Below are 18,087 nucleotides of genomic sequence, written 5' to 3'. Positions count from 1 at the left end.
GGAGCCGGATCGCGGGCGGATCGGGTGCACGCCCGACGGAGCAGGCCTGTGACGAGTCGACGTACCACCCCCCGGGCCGGTCAGGACCCGACCGCCGCCACTGTCCCGTCCGACCGTAGCCGGACCCGCCGAGCCCCGGACGCCGCCGCGTCCGAGCCGGCCGACCGGTCCGCCGGCCCAGCCCAACCGGAGCCGCCAGTCACCACCCGCGCGTACGTCCTGGACACCTCGGTCCTGCTGTCCGACCCGGGGGCGTTCCACCGGTTCGCCGAGCATGAGGTGGTGATCCCGCTGGTGGTGATCTCCGAGCTGGAGGGCAAGCGGCACCATCCCGAGCTCGGTTGGTTCGCCCGGCAGTCTCTGCGGATGCTGGACGAACTCCGGGTCCGCCACGGACGGCTGGACCAGCCGGTGCCGGCCAACGAGTCGGGCGGCACGTTGCGGGTCGAGCTCAACCACGCCGACACGGATGTGCTGCCGCCGGGGTTCCGCAACGAGTCCAACGACACCCGGATCCTGTCGGTCGCGCTCAGCATGGGCGCTGAGGGCCGGGACGTGGTGCTGGTCAGCAAGGACATGCCGCTGCGGGTCAAGGCCGCCTCGGTTGGTCTGGTCGCTGACGAGTACCGGCACGGCCAGGCCAGCGACCCGACCTGGACCGGGATGGCCGAGCTGGAATCCACCGACGAACAGGTCAAGCAGTTGTACGCGGGCGAGGCCGTCGACCTGGACAGCGCCGCCGGGCTGCCCTGCCACACCGGCCTGGTGCTGCACGGCACCGGCGGTGCCGCGCTCGGCCGGGTGATGGCCGACAAGACGGTCCGGCTGGTACGCGGTGACCGGGAGGCGTTCGGGCTGCGTGGTCGCTCCGCCGAGCAGCGGATCGCATTGGACCTGCTGCTCGACGAGTCGATCGGGATCGTCTCGCTGGGCGGTCGGGCCGGCACCGGCAAGTCGGCGCTGGCGCTGTGCGCCGGGTTGGAAGCGGTGATGGAACGGCGTCGGCACAAGAAGGTCGTCGTCTTCCGCCCGCTGTACGCCGTCGGCGGTCAGGAGCTCGGTTACCTGCCCGGATCCGAGTCGGAGAAGATGTCGCCCTGGGCGCAGGCGGTCTTCGACACCCTCGGCGCGGTGGTGCACGAGAACGTGATGGAGGAGGTGCTCGCCCGCGGCATGCTGGAAGTGCTGCCGTTGACCCATATCCGGGGCCGCAGCCTGCACGACGCCTTCGTGATCGTGGACGAGGCCCAGTCGTTGGAACGCAATGTCCTGCTGACCGTGCTGTCCCGGATCGGACAGGGCTCCCGGGTGGTGCTCACACACGACGTCGCGCAGCGGGACAACCTGCGGGTGGGCCGGCACGACGGGGTGACCGCGGTGATCGAGGCGCTGAAGGGGCATCCGCTGTTCGCCCATGTGACGCTGACCCGTTCGGAGCGTTCTCCCATCGCCGAAATGGTTACTGATCTGTTGGAGGACATCCCACGTTGACTCCGCCCGGTGCGGGTCTATGCCCCACTATAGGGTGAAAATTGGCGTGACCAATCTCACATTCAAAGTCCCGCGTTTCCCAACGGCCTCACCGTGAGCGATGGTGGTCGACGAGCGCGCGCACCGGCGACGACCGATATCCGGGTCGTCGGTGGTAGTGCGTCAGCCGACCACCATCGCGGCCGGCCGACGCGCGACCGACCCGGTCGGGCGCTCACGGCGTGCCCGGACCAGCCGCACCGCCGCACCCGCACGTGACGGTCGCGCCGCACCTGGCGGCGGCCGCCGCGAGCCGGCCGTTCAGTCGGCCGGCCACGTGGGCGCGAGCGGTGCCGACCAGCCCGGCCCGCCGTGTCCTTGCCCCCGACGAAGGGACCACTTCGTGAGTCGGCTGTGGAGCCGGTTCGGTGTCCGGGCACTCGCCGTCGGCCTGCTCGTGACAGGCGTCGCCGGCGGGTTCTACCTGGAAAGCGACCGGGAGACCCAGCAACGCATCAGCGACGCCCGCCTGGCCGCCGAGGCCGAGCAGGTCGAGCTCGAACTGCTGCGTCAGCGCCGGGCCGAACACCAGCGGATGACGGTGCAACGCCGTACCGCCGAACGGGAAGCCACGGAGAAGGCTCTCGCCACGGCCAAGGCCGAGGCGGCCAAGGCCAAGCGGGCAGAGCAGGTGACCCAGCAGAAGCAGCAGGAGGCGGCGGCCCGGCCGCCGGCGGCGACGGTGCCCTTCACCGGCGAGATTCCGGAGTCCTGCGACGAGTTCAGCGGCAACCGGGCGATCGGCTGCGCCCTCACCCTGGAGAAGGGGTGGGGTCTCGACCAGTTCGCCTGCCTGAACAAGCTGTGGAACAAGGAGAGCGGCTGGAACCACAAGGCCTACAACGCGGCCTCCGGCGCCACCGGTATTCCCCAGGCGCTACCGGGCAGCAAGATGGCCTCGGCCGGTGCCGACTGGCAGACCAACCCGGCGACCCAGATCAAGTGGGGCCTCGGGTACATCAGCGGCCGTTACGGCACCCCGTGCGGCGCGTGGCAGCAGTCACAGAACGTCGGCTGGTACTGATCCGGTCCGGACTGTCGGCGGCACCTGTCGCACTCGTCACCGGCGGCGGTACGGACCTGATCGTCCGTACCGCCGCCGGTGTTTTTGTGCGGTTCGCCAGCTGTCGGCTGGCGTCGGTTGCGCGGACCTGATAGCTACTAGGAGATGGCGTACATGGGGACCTCCGGTGGTGACCCGAACCGCTTCGGCACCGAGGCCTTCTACGCCTCGCTGGGCCGGGCGTTCGTCGCAATGTGCGCGGTCGTCCCGGTGCTGTTCGTCATCGAGGCGTTCGACGTCTGGCTGAGCGCCGGCTTTGATCTGGCCGCCGGCATCGTCCCCCGGCGCATCGACGGGCTGGACGGGGTGTTCTTCGCCCCGTTCCTGCACCACGGCTTCGATCACCTCTACAGCAACAGCGTTCCGTTGATCCTGCTGGGCACCTTCGTCCTGGCCGCCGGGGTCCGCCGGTTCCTCTACTCCACCCTGGTGATCATCCTGGTCAGCGGGCTCGGCGTGTGGTTCACCGGCGCGCCGAACACCGTCGTGGTCGGCGCCAGCGGTGTCGTCTTCGGCTACCTCGGTCTGGTGTTGATGCGCGGCATCGTCGAGCGCACCTGGTGGAACCTCGGCGTCGTCCTGCTGGTCGGCCTGCTCTACGGCTGGCAGCTGGTCGGCATCCTGCCGACCGACGCGTTGATCTCCTGGCAGGGCCATCTCTTCGGGTTCGTCGGCGGGGTGCTCGCCGCGATCCTGTTCCGCCGCCGGCGCGACTACGACCCGTACGATCCGGACCCGCTCACCATGCCCTGACCGGGCCCCGGGTCAGAGGTCGAGCTCGGCGATCGGCCGACCGTCGAAGTCGACCGCCGAGTAGAGCGCCAGCTTCTCCAACCGGTGATGCGAGTCGATCACCCGGATCGTGCCGCTCTTGGAGCGCATCACGATCGACTGGGTGTACGCCCCACCCGAGCGGTACCGCACCCCGTGCAGCAGGTCACCCGAGGTAACCCCGGTGGCGACGAAGAAGCAGTTGTCGCCGGTGACCAGGTCGTCGGTGCGCAGCACCCGGCCCAGATCGTGCCCCGCAGCGACGGCCTTGTCCCGCTCCGCGTCGTCGCGTGGCCAGAGTTTCGCCTGCATCGCGCCGCCCATGCACTTCAGCGCGCAGGCGGCGATGATCCCCTCCGGGGTGCCGCCGATGCCCATCAGCACGTCGACGTCGGACTCCTCGCGGGCAGCCGAGATCGCGCTGGCGATGTCACCGTCGGACAGGAACCGGATCCGGGCACCGGCGTCGCGGATCTCCTGCACCAGCTCGGTGTGGCGGGGCCGGTCGAGGATGCTCACCGTCACGTCGGAGACGCTCGACTTCTTGACCCGGGCAATCCGCTGCAGATTCTCCCGCACCCCGGCCTCGATGTCGATGACGTCGGCGCAGTCCGGGCCGACCGCCAGCTTCTCCATGTAGAAGACCGCGCTGGGGTCGAACATGGCGCCCCGCTCCGCCACCGCCAGCACCGCGAGGGCGTTCGGCATGCCCTTGCTCATCAGGGTGGTGCCGTCGATCGGGTCGACGGCGACGTCGACCTCCGGCCCGGAGCCGTCACCGACCCGTTCTCCGTTGAACAGCATCGGGGCGTTGTCCTTCTCGCCCTCGCCGATCACGACGACGCCACGCATCTGGATCGAGTTGATCAGTTTGCGCATCGCGTCGACCGCGGCGCCGTCGCCGCCTTCCTTGTCTCCCCGACCCACCCACCGGCCGGCGGCCATCGCTGCGGCTTCGGTTACCCGGACCAGGTCCAGGGCCAGGTTACGGTCGAGATTCTGCGGGTTACGGGTGCCGGTTCCACTCATCGGTGCTCCTCCTCGCGACGGTGCGGGGCGCATCCCGGAGCACAGCGTCGCCGGCTCCGGTCCTGAGGGAATCCTGGCACGTCACGACGGTGCCAGGTAGTCGCGGGGTGGTCGGTCCGCGCGTCAGTCCGCGCCGGCCGGCTGGGAGGATGGGGGCATGGAGACGACCGGGCCGGCGCGCGACCGGGCGGAACGCACCCCGAAGGACATCACCCTGTCGCTGCTCGTCCTGTTGGTGCCGATCCTGCTGGTGTTCGGGTTCTACCGGGTCTTCCTCGGTGCCGACGAGCCCGTGGCGGTGGATCCCGGGCCGGCGTACGAGCAGGCCGGTGCGGCGGGCCGGTTTCCGGTGCGCGCGCCCGCCGGTCTCGGACCGGACTGGGTCGCGGTGAGCGCGGTCTTCCGGCCGGTGTCGGCGGCGGACGGTCCGACGCTGCGGCTGGGCTACGTCACCCCGGCCGGCGCCGCCGTCCAGGTGGTGCAGAGTTCACGGCCGGCACCGGAACTGCTGGTGGCGGAGCTGACCGCGACCGCGCAGCCGCAGGGTGATGTGGCGATCGGGGCGACGACCTGGCAGCGGTACGCGGCCCGGCCCGGCGAACGTGCACTGGTGTGGCTGGCGCCGGACCACAGTGTGCTGGTGGTCGGCACGGCGGATACCGACGAGCTACGGGTGATGGCCGAGGCGCTCACGCCACGCTGATACCTCGGCGGGTCCGGCCCGTACCGGGCGGTTGCCCGGCCGGGAATCTGGTTTCCGGGACGTGGGTGGCAGACTCGACGGGGTGAGCGACGTGGCCGCATCGTCGGTGGATGGTGAGCTGGAGAGCCTGAGCCTGGTGGAGTTGGCGGTGCGGCGGCTGCGTCGCGAGATCCTCAGCGGCAAGACCGACCCCGGGCAACGGCTCGTCGAGGAGCAACTGACCCGGCGGTTGGGCATCAGCCGGGCGCCGCTGCGCGAGGCGCTGCGGCTGCTCGCCGAGCAGGGTTTGGTGGAGCACGTACCACGACGCGGCGTGCGGGTGGCGACCTTGTCCGACCGCGACGTCCGGGAGCTGTACGCGGTGCGCGACCTCCTGGAGCGGCACGCGGTGGCGTCGGCGCTGCCGGTGCGCCGGGACACCGCCCTCGGTGGCCTGCGGGCTGCGGTCGACCAGATGCGGCTGGCCACCACGGTCGGTGACCGGTTGCGGGTTGCCGAGGCGCATCGGCGGTTCCACGTCGAGCTGGTCGGCCTGGCCGGCAACCGGCAGCTCACCGGGGTGTACGAGTCGGTGCTGCTGAAGCTCCAGCTGTACCTGGCGATCAACCTGCAGCGGGAGGCCGAGGTGGCGCAGCCGGTCGACGGGGTGCACCGGCACGAGCGACTGCTGGCCGCGATCGAGGCGGGGGAACCGACCGAGGTGCTCCGGGAACTTGCCGAGCATGGTGTTCGTACCTACCGGCGCTCCGACGGCTCGAGCCGAACACCAGATACCTGATCCGGGTCCGGAAAGGTATCTGGTGTTCGGCTCGTTGGAGCGTGCAGTTGATCAGTGGTGGCGGTGGCTGCCCAGCCGCCGATCAGCCGTACGTCTCGTCAGGCGTACGTCTCGAATTCGGCGATCTGCGGCGTGCCGGAGGCACCGGTGATCTCAAAGCTGATCTTGCTGAGCGTGGTCGAGGAGAAGCTGATCATGCCGGCACCGCTGCCGGAGGCGAGGGTGGCACCGGTGTCGTGGTTGTACAGCCGCCACGATCCGATGGCACCTACGGCACCCGACGCCTCCCGGATGTTGACCGAGGAGACGGTGGTGTCAGCGTCCCACTTGATCGAGATTCGACCGGTGGTGCCGCTCGGCGACCAGTAGGTGCCCATGTCGCCGTCCCGTACGTCGCCGTAGCTGGTGCCGCTGCCCTTGCTCGAACCGTCCGATCCGGCGCCGATGCTCAGGTTGGTGCCACCGGGCTGGGTCGGGGTCGAGGTCGGCTGCGGCGCAGTCGGGCTCGGGGTCGGACTGGGGCCGGTGCCGCCGGAGACCTGCAGGTAGTCGATGTTGCTCAGGCCCTCACCGGTGGCGGCCACCAGCCGAATCGTGTTGGTGCCGCTGTTGAGCGCGACGGAGACCGAGACGTTCGAGTAGCTGGTCCACCCGCCGGTCGGGTTGAACGCGACCCCTTGCTGCACGGTCGAGCCGTTGACGACCAGGTTCGCCGGTCGGTTGCCCGAGCCGCCGTTGGCGTGCCGGATAGTCAGGTTCGTCGTGCCGCCACTGGAGCTGACCAGGAACTGCGACGCCGCACCCGAGGTGTTCTCCGTGTTGCAGTACCCGCTGCCGGAGTAGCCGGAGTGCTCTGACTCGATCTCACCGTCACACGAGGCCGGCGAGTACTCCGCCTCGTAGCGTCCGTCCGGGCCGGGCGTCGGCGGCACGGTCGGCGTGGGGCTCGGCGGGTTCGACGGCGGCGGCGAGGTCGGCGAGCAGCTGCCGTCCGAGACGCGGTTGCCCTTGTTGGCGCCGGAGATCTGCCGGAGCATGTTCGGCACGCAGCTGGCTCCGTCGAGTGTGTAGGAGTACGGGATGCTCACGCTCGTGTTCGAGGTGGGGTTGGGGCCGGCCGGCTGGTTGTCGCCGCTGCGGCTGGACCAGTCGATGTTGTCGTAGATGTTGCCGCTGACCTGCCAGTAGCCGGCTTCGCTGGTGTAGAACGTGCCCAGAACGTCGTTCGAGTCCTGGAAGTAGTTGTTCTCCACCTTGGCGCGTCCGCCGGCTCGCGAGTTGATGCCGGACTTCTCGATGTCCGTGTAGTGGTTGTTGTAGATGTGTGCGATGCCGCCACGCAGCAGCGGAGTACGGGAGTCGATGTTCTCGTACACGTTGTGGTGGAACGTCACGTACCCGTTGGACCTGTCGCTCTCGCTGGAGCCGATCAGACCACCACGGCCGGAGTTGCGCAGGATGCTGTACGACAGGGTGACGTACTGCGTGTTGTTCTTCATGTCGAACAGGCCGTCGTAACCCTCCGACTCGCCGCCCGAGGCTTCCAGCGTCACGTGGTCGACCCAGACGTTGCGGACGTCGGACTCCATGCCGATGGCGTCACCACCGTTGGAGGTCGGCGAGCCCGACTTCTTCACGTTGCGGACGGTCACGTTCTGGATGATGATGTTGCTCGCCTCGCGGATGTGGATGCCGAGCTGGTCGAAGACCGCGCCGCTGCCCACCCCGATGATCGAGACGTTGCTGATCTGCTTGAGTTCGATCACGTCGTCGGCGGTGTTGCAGCTGTCGCCGGAGACCTTGCTGGTGTTGCCGTGGTTGATCGTCCCCTGGACCTCGATGATGATCGGGGTGCTGCTGCTGGAACGGTTGCACAGCGCGGAGTGGATACCGGTACCGGAGCTGACCCGTACCGTCTGGCCGCCCGCGCCGCCGGTGGTCCCGCCGTTGCGGGTGGCGAATCCGGTGGCGCTGCCGGTCGCCGCCGAGGCCTGGGGAATCGCCAGGGCCACGCCGACCGTGCCGGCTACGGCTGTGATGGCCAGTCCTGCGAGAAGTCGCAGTCCGACTGGTCGTCTCATAGTCTCGTCTCGCCTTCGTCTTGAAGTTGCTGATGGATCGTCTCGACTGCTGGAGGACGCGCACCGTCCGGCGCAACCGGTACGGCACTGGTCGCAGCCCGTGGTCAACCCGCCGGCGGCACCGATGTGACCGTTGCCCGGCCGTCAGATGACGGCCATCGGCCACGGATGGCGGCAGCCGGGGCGGGGACGCCTCGACCCAGGTGCGGTGTTCTTGGTGATGTGGACGAGTCTGCGGCTCGTCGGGCCCCGGACGCGTGGCCGTCAGCGCTGAGGGCGCGAGGTCACCCGGACCGTCCTCACGTCCCCGCCGCCGGTGTGCTGCAGCACACCTTGCCCTGACTCTGGAAAGCGCTTTCCCCGAAGGATAGGTCGATGTCCATCAACTTGCAAGATCGTAGCCGAATTGTGGCGAAATGCCGTCTTGGGTGCACCCTCAGCCGGTGGGTCGGGCGCCGCGGGCGGCTTCGAGTCGCTGACGGGCCCCGTCCAGCCAGCGCTGACAGGTGGCGGCCAACTGCTCACCGCGCTCCCACAGCGCCAGTGACTCCGCCAAGGTGGTGCCGCCGGACTCCAGCCGCTCCACCACCGAGGCCAGCTCGGCGCGGGCCTGCTCGTAGCTCAGCGAGTCCGCCGCCAGCGGCCCGCTCGCCGGCTCAGTCGCCGGAACCTTCGCCGACGTGGTCGCCGTACCTCGGTCAGCTGCCTTCTTCGTGGTCACCTGATGCCTCACTCATTCGGTTCGGGCGGCGACGGCCGGCAGCTCACCGCCGGCCAGTCGCAGCCGCAGCGGGTCGCCAGCCGCGACGTCGTCGGGGGATCGGACCACCGCGCCGGCGGCGTCCTGCACGATCGCGTACCCCCGGTCGAGGGTCGCGGCCGGTGACAGCGCGCGCAGCCGGGCCAACGTGTGTCCCAGCTCGGCGGTGCCGGCGGACAACCGGTGCGCCAGGCAGCGGGTGGCCCGGTCCCGCAGCGCGTCGACCTCGCCGACCCGCCCGTCCAACAGCACCTGTGGCCGGGCGAGTACCGGCCGGGACCGGACCATCTCCAGCCGGTGTGTCTCCCGGTCGAGCAGACCGGTCACCGCCCGGTCCAGCCGGTGCCGGGCCAGGGCGATCAGCCGCAGCTCCTCGGCCAGGTCCGGCACCAGCCGTTTGCCGGCGTCGGTCGGCGTGGACGCCCGTACGTCGGCGACGTAGTCGAGCAGTGGTGCGTCGGTCTCGTGGCCGACGGCGCTGACCACCGGGGTACGGCAGCCGAACACCGCCCGGCACAGCGCCTCGTCGGAGAACGGCAGCAGGTCCTCGACGCTCCCGCCGCCGCGGGCGATGACGATCACGTCGATCGACGGATCCGCGTCGAGCACCGCCAGCGCGTCGATCACCTGCGGCACCGCGCCGGAGCCCTGCACCGCGACGTTGACCACCCGGAAATCGACCGCCGGCCAGCGTCGGCGGGCGTTGGTCAACACGTCCCGTTCGGCGGCCGACGCCCGGCCGGTGATCAGCCCGATCCGTTGCGGCAGGAACGGCGGGCGGCGCTTGCGGGACCGGTCGAACAACCCCTCGGCGGCCAGTAGCTTCTTCAGCTTCTCCAGCCGGGCCAGCAGCTCACCGAGGCCGACCTGGCGGATCTCGTCGGCGCGCAGGCTGAGCGTGCCCCGCGCCGGGTAGAACTCCGGCTTGGCGCGTAGCACCACCCGGGCACCGTCGGCCAGCTCCGGCGCGCCGAGGTCGAGCACGTCCCGGTTGGTGGTGACGGTCAGGCTGAGATCCGCCGACGGGTCACGCAGGGTCAGGAACACGGTGGTCGCGCCGGGCCGCCGGCTGATCTGCGCGACCTGCCCGTCGACCCACACCCAGCCGAGCCGGCCGATCCAGGCGCTGATCTTCTGGCTGACCACCCGGACCGGCCACGGCTCGTCCGCGCTGCTGCGCGGCGTCGCGTCGGTGTCGGTCACCCGGCAAGGGTACGGGCGGGCGGTGACACCGACGCCGCTCGCCCCGCCGGGAGGCGTCCGGCCCCGGCCCGGTCCCGCCGGTTGGTCACGCTGCCGCCGTGGTCGACGGCACGTAGACTCGGCCGGGTGAGCGAGCCTGACGCGAAACCGGTCCACCGCAAGCGGGTGCTGCTGGCCAATCCCCGTGGCTACTGTGCCGGCGTCGACCGCGCGGTGCAGACCGTGGAGGAGGCGCTGAAGCTGTACGGCGCCCCGGTCTACGTACGCAAACAGATCGTGCACAACAAGCATGTGGTCTCGACCCTGGAGGCCAAAGGCGCGATCTTCGTCGAGGAGAACGAGGAGGTTCCGCACGGCTCGACCGTGGTCTTCTCCGCGCACGGCGTCGCTCCGGAGGTGCACCGGCAGGCGGAGGCGCGGTCGTTGAAGGCGATCGACGCCACCTGCCCGCTGGTGACCAAGGTCCACCAGGAGGCCCGCCGGTACGCCGCGCAGGACTACGACATCCTACTGATCGGCCATGAGGGCCACGAGGAGGTGGTCGGCACCTCAGGCGAGGCTCCGGCGCACATCCAGCTGGTGGACGGCCCGGAGGACGCCGACAAGATCACCGTACGGGATCCGGAGAAGGTGGTCTGGTTGTCGCAGACCACGCTGTCGGTCGACGAGACCATGGAGACCGTCGCCCGCCTCAGGCGGCGGCTGCCGATGCTGCAGTCGCCGCCGACCGACGACATCTGCTACGCCACCCAGAACCGCCAGCAGGTGATCAAGCAGATTGGGGCCGATTGCGACGTGGTGCTGGTGGTCGGTTCCCGCAACTCGTCCAACTCGGTGCGGCTGGTCGAGGTAGCGATCGACGCCGGTGCTCGCGCCGGTTACCTGATCGACTTCGCCCACGAGATCGACGACGCCTGGCTGGCCGACGCGACCACCGTCGGGCTGACCTCGGGCGCCAGCGTCCCCGACGAGTTGGTGCACCAGGTGGTCGACCACCTCGCCGATCGGGGTTTCACCGACGTCGAGCAGGTCACCACGGTCGAGGAGACGATCACCTTCTCGCTGCCGTCCGAGCTGCGCCGGGACATGAAGGCAGCGGCGGCGGGAACGGACGTCCCGGTCACCGCGTCCTAGTCGGTATGAGAGTCACTCGGATCGGCGTACCCCTGTTGCTGACCTGCCTGGCGCTGCCGGCGTGCGGCACCGGTGAACCCACCACCGAGCCCGACCCCGACCCGGTGCCGACCGTGACGGTCGCACCGTCCTCGCCGCCGGCAGCCGAATCACCGAGCGGAGGTGCCACGGTGAGCACAGCACCGCAGACCCCTGGACCGCCCGAGGACCTGCCCACCTCGGTCCCGGGGGGCACCCCAGGGCCGGGGAAGTCGACCGGGTCGTCGCGGCCGATGACCCTGACCGGCACCGTCGAGGCCGGGGTGGAGCACGACTGCTACCTGCTCGACGGCTATCTGCTGGTCGGCGGTTCGCATGACCTGATCCGTCCGGGTGCCCGGCTGAGCGTCACCGGGCACGTCCAGGCTGACCTGATGACCACCTGCCAGCAAGGCACCCCGTTCATGGTGCAGCGGGTCGAGCCCGCCTGACCGGCGGCGCGACCGCCGACCCTGGTGCGCGCCGACCACCGGCGTCGGTGCCCGTAGGACACAGTGAAGGGCCCACCCCGACTCGGGGTGGGCCCTTCTTCCGTCGTACGGCTTAGCCGACGGTCAGCTCACCGAGCTGACCGAGACCCCGCCGCGGCCGACGACCGCGCCCTGGTCGGTGACGACGAGCATCTCACCGAACAGCTCCCGGCCCGCCTCCGGAGTGGCGTCCACCGTGACGCTGCCGCTGAGCGTGGCGCTGGCGCCGTTGACCAGCTCCGTCGAGCCCGACTCGACCGAGATGGTGCCCAACCCGGTCGAGTAGAACACGTCCAGGTAGTCGTACTCGGTGGTGCCGGCCGGCACCGAGTACCCGTCGACCTCGATGTCGTAGACACCGGGTGCCGGGTTGTCGATGGTGACAGCCTCTTCGGAGTCGCCGTCGGCGGTGTAGTCGATCAGCGAACCGTTCCGGTAGACGAACAGGTCCAGGTCGGCGCTGAGATCGCTGGTGTTGCCGATCTTCGCGAACAACCGGGTTGCCCCGGCCGGGACCGTCACCTGGAAGGTCTGCACCTCCAGGTCGGCGATCGTCGGCCGGTCACTGTTCGCCGAGCCGAGCGAGCCGCCCTGCCCCGAGACGACGACCGGGCCGAAGATGTTCTCCACCGTCCAGCTGAGCGGGGTGGTCTCACCGAGGGTGACGTCCTCGAGCACCGTGCTGGTCGGGTCGACGGTGACGCCCTGTACCTGGGCGGTCAACTCGAACGGGTTCTGCAGCATCGGCGAGGTCCGCCGCGACTCCACCTCGATCTCCCAGACCCCCGGCAGCGGGTCCTGGTAGTCCCGCTCGTCCGGCTTGCAGACGTCCGGGTCGGAGAAGTTGGTGTAGCAGCGCAGACTGCTGGAGCTTTCCAGCGGTACGCCGTACGGGTCGATCGCGATGAACCGGGTCTGCGATCCGTCCGCGATGCCCGACAGGCTGACCTGCAGCGCCGTCGCGCCTTCCGGCACCGTGACGAAGTACGACGTGTACGCGTTACGCGTCACCTTGCCGGAGGTGCTGAACTCGTACTCCGGGCTGGTCATCGCGGTAGATGCCACCACGGTGTTCATGATCTCGAAGTCGGCCGTGGCGGTGAACGGGTTGTCCACCCGGAGGATGGCACTGTGCACACCGGCGTCCGGGGTGGCCCGCACGTTGAACGTGACGGCCTCGTTCAGCGGCAGCACCACCTGGCCGGGGGCAGCGAAGGTGCCGTCGTTGCCGACCCACTTGAGCTTGTGCAGCAGGTCGACGTCCGGGCCGCTGGTCCGGGTGATGGTGACCGGGTAGGACTTGAACTGGCCCGGCCGGTGACCACCGGCGTCGGCGGCGCACCGGTTGTAGACGCCGGTGCCCTCGTGCGGGGTGGCCAGGTACTCCGAGATCGGGGTGCAGACCGGAGCGCTGACGTCGTAGCCGTTGACCTCGACGCCCTCGCGCAGCAGCTTCCAGGTGTCGGCCACGTGCAGCATGCCGTTGCCCTGCTCGTGGGCGGAGGCACCGTTGATCCAGCGGGCACCGCTGTACAGCGCCCGACGCAGCTGCATCGGGGTGACGTCGAGGTCCTTGGCCTTGACGCCCGACATCAGCAGGGCAACCGCGCCGGTGGCCTGGGGAGCGGCCATCGACGTGCCGTTGTACATGGCGTAGCCGGGCGGCAGCGGGTAGCCGGCCTCAGGGACCGGGCCGCCCTCCTCCCAGCCGGCGACGGTGGAGATGGCCGCGCCGGGGGCGCTGATGCTCGGCTTGAACCCGCCGTCCTCACGCGGACCGCGCGACGAGAAGGGGAACAGCGAGTTGCGGGTGCGTACCTCGGAGCCGTAGTTGGCCAGCCAGGTGTCCCGGCTCACGCTCGCGGCGACGCTGACCACGCTCGAGGCCACCGACGGGTCACCGATGGTGTTGGTGCCCGGGCCGGAGTTGCCGGCCGAGATGAACATCTGCACGCCGTACACGTCGATGAGGATGTTGTAGAGCTCGGCGCGGGCGTTGTTGCCGTCGTTGAGTGCCGGCAGACCACCGATCGACATGTTGATGATGTCGACGCCCCGGTTGATCACCAGGTCGATCATGCCGTCGGTCAACGCGGCGGCGGTGCAGCCGCCGGCGAAGGTGCAGGCCCGGGAGGAGACCAGCTTGGCGCCGGGCGCGGCGCCGTCGAAGTCCTCGTTGCCCAGCATGTCGTTGGCGGCCACGATGCCCGCCACGTGGGTGCCGTGCGACGACGAGATCAGTCCGATGTTGACGTAGTCGATCAGGCCGGGGCCGCCGACCGGAGCGGTGTCGACGTCGGTGCGGAACTCGACGACGAACGGCACCTGCTCGGCGATCGGGGTCGAAGGATCGTCCGTGCCGAAGTGGCCGATGTCGAAGTTCTCCTGGTACGGGCGCATCACCGGCTCGTCGGTGAAGTCGAAGTCCTGGTCGACGTCGACCCGTACGTCGTTGGTGGCCGGGTCGTACAGCACCCCGAACCGGTCGCTGGTGTCGCCGTCGCGGTTGACGTCACCGTTGGCCGACCCGCCCGCGGTGATCGACTCCGAGAACAGGTTGATCATGTAGGAGCCGGCCGGCGCGGACCAGGTGACGCCGGCGTAGCTGAAGCTCGGGCCGCTCACACCGGTGAGCATCGGCCGCCAGGTGCCGTCATTCTCGTAGACCGGGTCGATCGGGGTGACCCAGTCGACGATCTTCCGCTCCCCGGTGGTGGTGGTCTGCAGCGCCGGGTGGTCCAGGTCGATCCCGGAGTCCATGATGCCGACGAGGACATTGCGGCCGTCCCAGCGCGGGTGGCTGTTCTTGAACGAGACCGCGCCGGTCTCATTGGTCGGCATGTAGGGGTTGACCGCGCCGGTGTCCGGCCCCGGGCCGGTGGTCGCGCTCGCCACGGAGGAAGCCGCCGCCATGCTCTCCGGCATCGGGTCCGGCATCGGGATCGTCTCGTTGAGGTCGACCGCCGAGACCCCGGGCAGTTTCGACGCCGCGACGACGTTCTTGACCGGCACGCGGGCCCGGACATAGCCGACCTCGTCGACCTGGTTGCCGATCACGCCGCCGAGCTTCTTCAGCTCGGCCGCGACCTTCGGTGCCTGGCCCTGCTCGGTGGCGACCAGCAAGGTGACGCTCTGCTCGCTCTTCGCCTCCGCCTCGGCGAGCAGGTCGAGATCGTGCGACCCCAACGTATCGGTAGGGGTGTCCTTCAGTACGTCGGCCTTGGTCGACGGGTTGGCGCTCGCGGTGGACGCACCACCCGCCAGCGTCACGGCACCGGCCACCATGACGGATGCCAGGAGCGCGGCAGAGGTTCGCCGTCTCCAGATGCGGGGTTTACTCACGTTCTCTTCCTCCGGAAGAACTGGGCCCTGTGGTGCAGGGCACGTGTGACCGCATCCTTTGTGTTCCGGTGGATCGCTGTCACTACCTAGCCAAGCGTTGTGACCAGCCCGTGACATAAACTTCCCTGAATAGGTGGCGTGGTCGTAGTGAAATGCCTGCAATGAGTGATGTCTATTTGGGGTTTTCCCAGCTCAACCCGGTCCACTCGGGACGTGTCCGATGCGCCCGGTCATCGCCGGCCGACGGCGATTCCAGCTCCGGCGCCTGCACCTGACGGGGCGCCACCTCGACCTGTGGCGGGGGCGTCAGTTCAGCGCCGGAAACCCCGAGATCGGCGAGTTTGCGCGCACTGACCAGGACCCGCCCCTCCAGCGATCCCACCGCCCGGTTGTACGCGGTGACCGCACCCCCCAGCGCGTTACCCAGCTTCGTGACATGCTCGCCCAGCGTGGCCAGCCGCCCGTACAGTTCACGGGCCAGCCCGTGCACCGCCACCGCGTTACGGGCCAGCGCCTCCTGTCGCCACGAGTACGCCACCGTACGCAGCAGGGCCACCAGCGTCGCCGGGGTGGCCAGCACGATGTCCCGGCTGAACGCGTGCTCCAGCAGAGCCGGGTCGCGCTGCAACGCGGCGTCCAGGAACGGGTCGGCCGGCACGAACAGCACCACGAACTCCGGCGTCTGATCGAACGCGGACCAGTACTGCTTCGCGGCGAGCGCGTCCACATGGGTCCGCAGCTGCCGGGCGTGGCTGTCCAGGTGCTGGTCCCGGGTGCGCTCCTCGCGGGCCTCCATCGCGGACAGGTAGCCGTCGAACGGTGCCTTGGCGTCGACCACCACGCTGCGCCCGCCGTGCAGCCGTACCACCAGATCCGGGCGGACCGTCTGCTGCTCGGTCCGCGCGGTCACCTGCTCGGCGAAGTCGCAGTGCTCGAGCATCCCGGCCGCCTCGACGATGCGCCGCAGCTGGTGCTCACCCCACCGGCCCCGCACCTGGGGCGCGCGCAGCGCCGCCACCAGCTGCTTGGTCTCGGTACGCAGCTCAGCGGAGACCCCGCCCATCGCCCGGACCTGCTCACGCAGCTCGGCGTACGCGTCGACCCGGTCGTGCTCCAGCTCAGCCACCCGCTGCTCGTAGCGGCGCAGTGCGTCGTGCAGCGGAGCCACCGCCCGCGCCACCGCCTCCTGCGACTGGGCGGTCGCCTCGTACGACAGCGCCCGCATCGACTGCTCCAACCGACCCTCGCCGTCGCGGGTGGCGCGCAGCGTCGCGTCCAGCCGGGCGATCTCGGTCGCCGACCGGGCCCGGGCAGTCAGCCAGCCGAGCGCCGCGCCGCAACCGAGACAGACGACCACCACCACAACCGTCGCGACATCCACGCCGGAAAGCATGTCAAACAGGTACGCCGCCCGCCCGCCGACGCCCGGCACCGCCCGTCGTTGTGGCTGGTGGTGGATCAGGGCGGCTACCGTCGTAGCCATGGAATTTCTTCTGCTCCTGGTCTTGGTGGCGTTGTTCGCCGGCGGCCTGCTGTGGTGGCGGGGGGAGAGCGCCGCCCGCAAGGAGCGGGCGCTGGCCGACGCCCGGGCCGAGGCACAACGCTGGTACGAGCGGCTCGGCGGCCAGGTGATGAACCTGCACGGCGACCAGCCGGCGGTCCGGCAGTCGCTGCTCGACGCCGGCGAGCGCTACACCGCAGCCGGCTCCCAGTTGGAGCAGGCCCGCAGCCTCAAGCAGTTCGAGCTGGCCCGGGAGACCGCCCTGGAGGGCCTGGCCTACGTCCGGGCGGCTCGGGTGGCGCTCGGCATCGACCCCGGTCCCGAACTGCCCCCACTGGCCGCCGCCCGGGGCGCCGGGCAGCTCACCAAGGAGCGTGAGGTCGACGTCCAGGGGCAGACCTTCCGGGCCGGGCCCAACCCGGGCCCGCAGACGCCGCACTACTACCCGGGCGGCTACCACCAGGGCCGGCCGGTGCCGGCCGGCTGGTACTCCCAACCGCTGTGGAAGCCGGCGCTGGCCGGGGCGGCCGGTGCGATCGGCGGCATGCTGGTCTTCAGTGCATTGTTCTCTCCGACGTTCGGCGACCCCGGCTACGACGCCGGGTACGCCGCCGGCTTGGAGGACGGCGGCGGTGACGAGGACTTCTCCGGCGGGGAGGACTTCTCCGGTGGCGAGGATTTCGGTGGCGGCGACTTCGGCGGTGGGGATTTCGGTGGCGGCGACTTCGGCGGATTCGGGGATTTCTGACCTTCGGAAGTAGGGCTACCCGGATGGTCCGCCGGCCGGCGACCGGGCAGGCTCGTCGTCGTGGACACCAAGCGACAGATTCAGCGCGGGTGGCTCGCCGGTCTCGGCGCGGCGGCCCTGGCCACCGGGGCGGCGACCGCCGCCGCCCAGTCGCCCGGGCGGTTCCACTGGTGGGCCGGGTTCATCCTGGTACCCGGCGCGTTGATCGCCGCCGCCGGTGGCCCGCTGATGGCCCGCGGTGGCGGCCGCGCCTTCGGTGGATACGTCGTCGCCGGCATCGGCGCGATCGTCTTCACCGTGGGCGCACTGCTCATGCTGGGGCTGATGGGTGACGGCTGGCCGTTGCTCGTCGTGCTGCCCTGCCTGGCGGTGGCCGGCACCTACCGTTGGCGTCCGGACCATCCGCTCGCCCGAGGGCTGCACCGCACCGTGGCCCTGCTGGCCGTAACCGGTGCCGGGGTCGGGGCCACCCTTGAGCTGATCGTGACCGGTCTGGTCGACTTCGGCACCATCGGCTGGTGGGGCGGTTTCATGATGCTCGCCGCCGCCTCGGTGTTCGCCAACGCACTCGAACTCGGCCGGCACCGGATGCCGTACCGACTGCAGGCGGTGACGCTGCTCGTCGGGCCGTCGGTGGTGGCCTTCCTGCTCGGCCTGCGCTTCCTGCGCGGCTGGTGACCGGGCCGCTGTCCCGGTCACCAGCCGGTGAGCAGCGGCTAGAGGTTGTAACCGCCGGACACCTCGATGTCCTGTGCGGTGATCCAGCCGCACTCTTCGGCGCCAGATGGGTGCTGCTGATACCGGCCGCGGACAGCAGCGCCGCGATCACCCTGCCGATGTCGTCGGGCTCGCCGATCCGGCCGAGCGCGGTCCGAGCGGCGAGCGCCGGGATCACCTCGGGGTGGCGTCGTCGACCCGCCCTGGTGTGACGCACC

15 protein-coding genes and 1 pseudogene are annotated in these 18,087 nt (G+C 70.1%); 10 read left to right on the top strand and 6 right to left on the bottom strand.

Annotation, left to right across the window (positions count from 1 at the left end):
* Positions 1 to 48 precede the first annotated feature (48 nt).
* From O7543_RS14500 to O7543_RS14490, 3 genes are all read left to right on the top strand, one after another.
* Complete coding sequence (locus tag O7543_RS14500; RefSeq protein WP_281553338.1) at positions 49 to 1,491, top strand: PhoH family protein; 1,443 nt, start codon at positions 49 to 51, stop codon at positions 1,489 to 1,491.
* Positions 1,492 to 1,873: 382 nt separating this feature from the next.
* Complete coding sequence (locus tag O7543_RS14495; protein WP_281553339.1) at positions 1,874 to 2,554, top strand: lytic transglycosylase domain-containing protein; 681 nt, start codon at positions 1,874 to 1,876, stop codon at positions 2,552 to 2,554.
* A gap of 144 nt (positions 2,555 to 2,698) precedes the next feature.
* Entirely contained in the window at positions 2,699 to 3,346 is a 648-nt protein-coding gene (locus O7543_RS14490) for a rhomboid family intramembrane serine protease (protein ID WP_281553340.1), read from the top strand.
* A 12-nt stretch (positions 3,347 to 3,358) separates the two neighbouring features.
* Here O7543_RS14490 and glpX read toward each other — a convergent pair whose 3' ends face one another.
* A complete protein-coding gene (glpX, locus tag O7543_RS14485; protein ID WP_281567467.1) occupies positions 3,359 to 4,393 on the bottom strand; it encodes a class II fructose-bisphosphatase in 1,035 nt (344 codons plus the stop codon).
* Positions 4,394 to 4,550: 157 nt separating this feature from the next.
* On the opposite strand from glpX, the gene O7543_RS14480 reads away from it, so the two are divergent.
* Entirely contained in the window at positions 4,551 to 5,096 is a 546-nt protein-coding gene (locus O7543_RS14480) for a DUF4245 domain-containing protein (RefSeq protein WP_281567466.1), read from the top strand.
* Between the two features lie 82 nt (positions 5,097 to 5,178).
* A complete protein-coding gene (locus O7543_RS14475; protein WP_281567465.1) occupies positions 5,179 to 5,874 on the top strand; it encodes a GntR family transcriptional regulator in 696 nt (231 codons plus the stop codon).
* A 524-nt stretch (positions 5,875 to 6,398) separates the two neighbouring features.
* Here the strand turns inward: O7543_RS14475 and O7543_RS14470 are convergent.
* The 3 genes and pseudogenes from O7543_RS14470 to xseA all read right to left on the bottom strand — a co-directional run.
* Positions 6,399 to 7,955: pseudogene (locus O7543_RS14470) on the bottom strand (carbohydrate-binding protein); the annotation flags it as partial.
* 436 nt (positions 7,956 to 8,391) lie between these two features.
* A complete protein-coding gene (locus tag O7543_RS14465; protein WP_281555439.1) occupies positions 8,392 to 8,595 on the bottom strand; it encodes an exodeoxyribonuclease VII small subunit in 204 nt (67 codons plus the stop codon).
* A 93-nt stretch (positions 8,596 to 8,688) separates the two neighbouring features.
* Complete coding sequence (xseA, locus tag O7543_RS14460) at positions 8,689 to 9,918, bottom strand: exodeoxyribonuclease VII large subunit (protein WP_281553344.1); 1,230 nt, start codon at positions 9,916 to 9,918, stop codon at positions 8,689 to 8,691.
* 126 nt (positions 9,919 to 10,044) lie between these two features.
* Between xseA and O7543_RS14455 the strand changes: the two genes are divergently transcribed.
* Together O7543_RS14455 and O7543_RS14450 are read left to right on the top strand one after the other, a co-directional pair.
* Positions 10,045 to 11,052 carry a 4-hydroxy-3-methylbut-2-enyl diphosphate reductase gene (locus tag O7543_RS14455; protein ID WP_281553345.1) on the top strand — a complete coding sequence of 336 codons (1,008 nt, stop codon included), beginning with the start codon at positions 10,045 to 10,047 and terminating at the stop codon, positions 11,050 to 11,052.
* A gap of 5 nt (positions 11,053 to 11,057) precedes the next feature.
* Positions 11,058 to 11,522, top strand: coding sequence for a hypothetical protein (locus tag O7543_RS14450; protein WP_281553346.1), 465 nt, complete (start codon positions 11,058 to 11,060; stop codon positions 11,520 to 11,522).
* 123 nt (positions 11,523 to 11,645) lie between these two features.
* Here the strand turns inward: O7543_RS14450 and O7543_RS14445 are convergent, their stop codons facing one another.
* Both O7543_RS14445 and O7543_RS14440 read right to left on the bottom strand, forming a co-directional pair.
* The gene (locus tag O7543_RS14445; RefSeq protein ID WP_281553347.1) at positions 11,646 to 14,903 is read right to left on the bottom strand and encodes a S8 family serine peptidase; all 3,258 of its coding nucleotides are present in this window, start codon (positions 14,901 to 14,903) and stop codon (positions 11,646 to 11,648) included.
* 172 nt (positions 14,904 to 15,075) lie between these two features.
* Positions 15,076 to 16,296: a DNA recombination protein RmuC gene (locus O7543_RS14440; RefSeq protein ID WP_281555440.1), complete on the bottom strand. Its 1,221-nt coding sequence runs from the start codon at positions 16,294 to 16,296 to the stop codon at positions 15,076 to 15,078.
* A gap of 88 nt (positions 16,297 to 16,384) precedes the next feature.
* Here O7543_RS14440 and O7543_RS14435 point away from each other — a divergent pair, with 88 nt between their 5' ends.
* The 3 genes from O7543_RS14435 (at position 16,385) to O7543_RS14425 (ending at position 18,081) form a co-directional block, all read left to right on the top strand.
* Positions 16,385 to 17,152: a hypothetical protein gene (locus O7543_RS14435; RefSeq protein WP_281553348.1), complete on the top strand. Its 768-nt coding sequence runs from the start codon at positions 16,385 to 16,387 to the stop codon at positions 17,150 to 17,152.
* A gap of 60 nt (positions 17,153 to 17,212) precedes the next feature.
* On the top strand, positions 17,213 to 17,830 hold the full coding sequence (locus O7543_RS14430) for a hypothetical protein (RefSeq protein WP_281553349.1): 618 nt from the start codon (positions 17,213 to 17,215) through the stop codon (positions 17,828 to 17,830).
* A 110-nt stretch (positions 17,831 to 17,940) separates the two neighbouring features.
* Positions 17,941 to 18,081 carry a hypothetical protein gene (locus O7543_RS14425; RefSeq protein ID WP_281553350.1) on the top strand — a complete coding sequence of 47 codons (141 nt, stop codon included), beginning with the start codon at positions 17,941 to 17,943 and terminating at the stop codon, positions 18,079 to 18,081.
* Positions 18,082 to 18,087 lie beyond the last annotated feature (6 nt).

The organism is Solwaraspora sp. WMMA2080, from assembly GCF_027497395.1.
Taxonomy (GTDB): domain Bacteria; phylum Actinomycetota; class Actinomycetes; order Mycobacteriales; family Micromonosporaceae; genus Micromonospora_E.
Note: the sequence above shows the minus strand (reverse complement) of the source record. Positions and strands in the feature narration are given on the sequence as shown.

Excerpts from the sequence above, each read along its gene's own strand:
- O7543_RS14490 (WP_281553340.1), top strand. The coding sequence starts at position 2,699 with ATGGCGTACATGGGGACCTCCGGTGGTGACCCGAACCGCTTCGGCACC.
- O7543_RS14440 (WP_281555440.1), bottom strand. The coding sequence starts at position 16,296 with ATGCTTTCCGGCGTGGATGTCGCGACGGTTGTGGTGGTGGTCGTCTGT.
- O7543_RS14435 (WP_281553348.1), top strand. The coding sequence starts at position 16,385 with ATGGAATTTCTTCTGCTCCTGGTCTTGGTGGCGTTGTTCGCCGGCGGC.
- O7543_RS14450 (WP_281553346.1), top strand. The coding sequence starts at position 11,058 with ATGAGAGTCACTCGGATCGGCGTACCCCTGTTGCTGACCTGCCTGGCG.
- O7543_RS14480 (WP_281567466.1), top strand. The coding sequence starts at position 4,551 with ATGGAGACGACCGGGCCGGCGCGCGACCGGGCGGAACGCACCCCGAAG.
- glpX (WP_281567467.1), bottom strand. The coding sequence starts at position 4,393 with ATGAGTGGAACCGGCACCCGTAACCCGCAGAATCTCGACCGTAACCTG.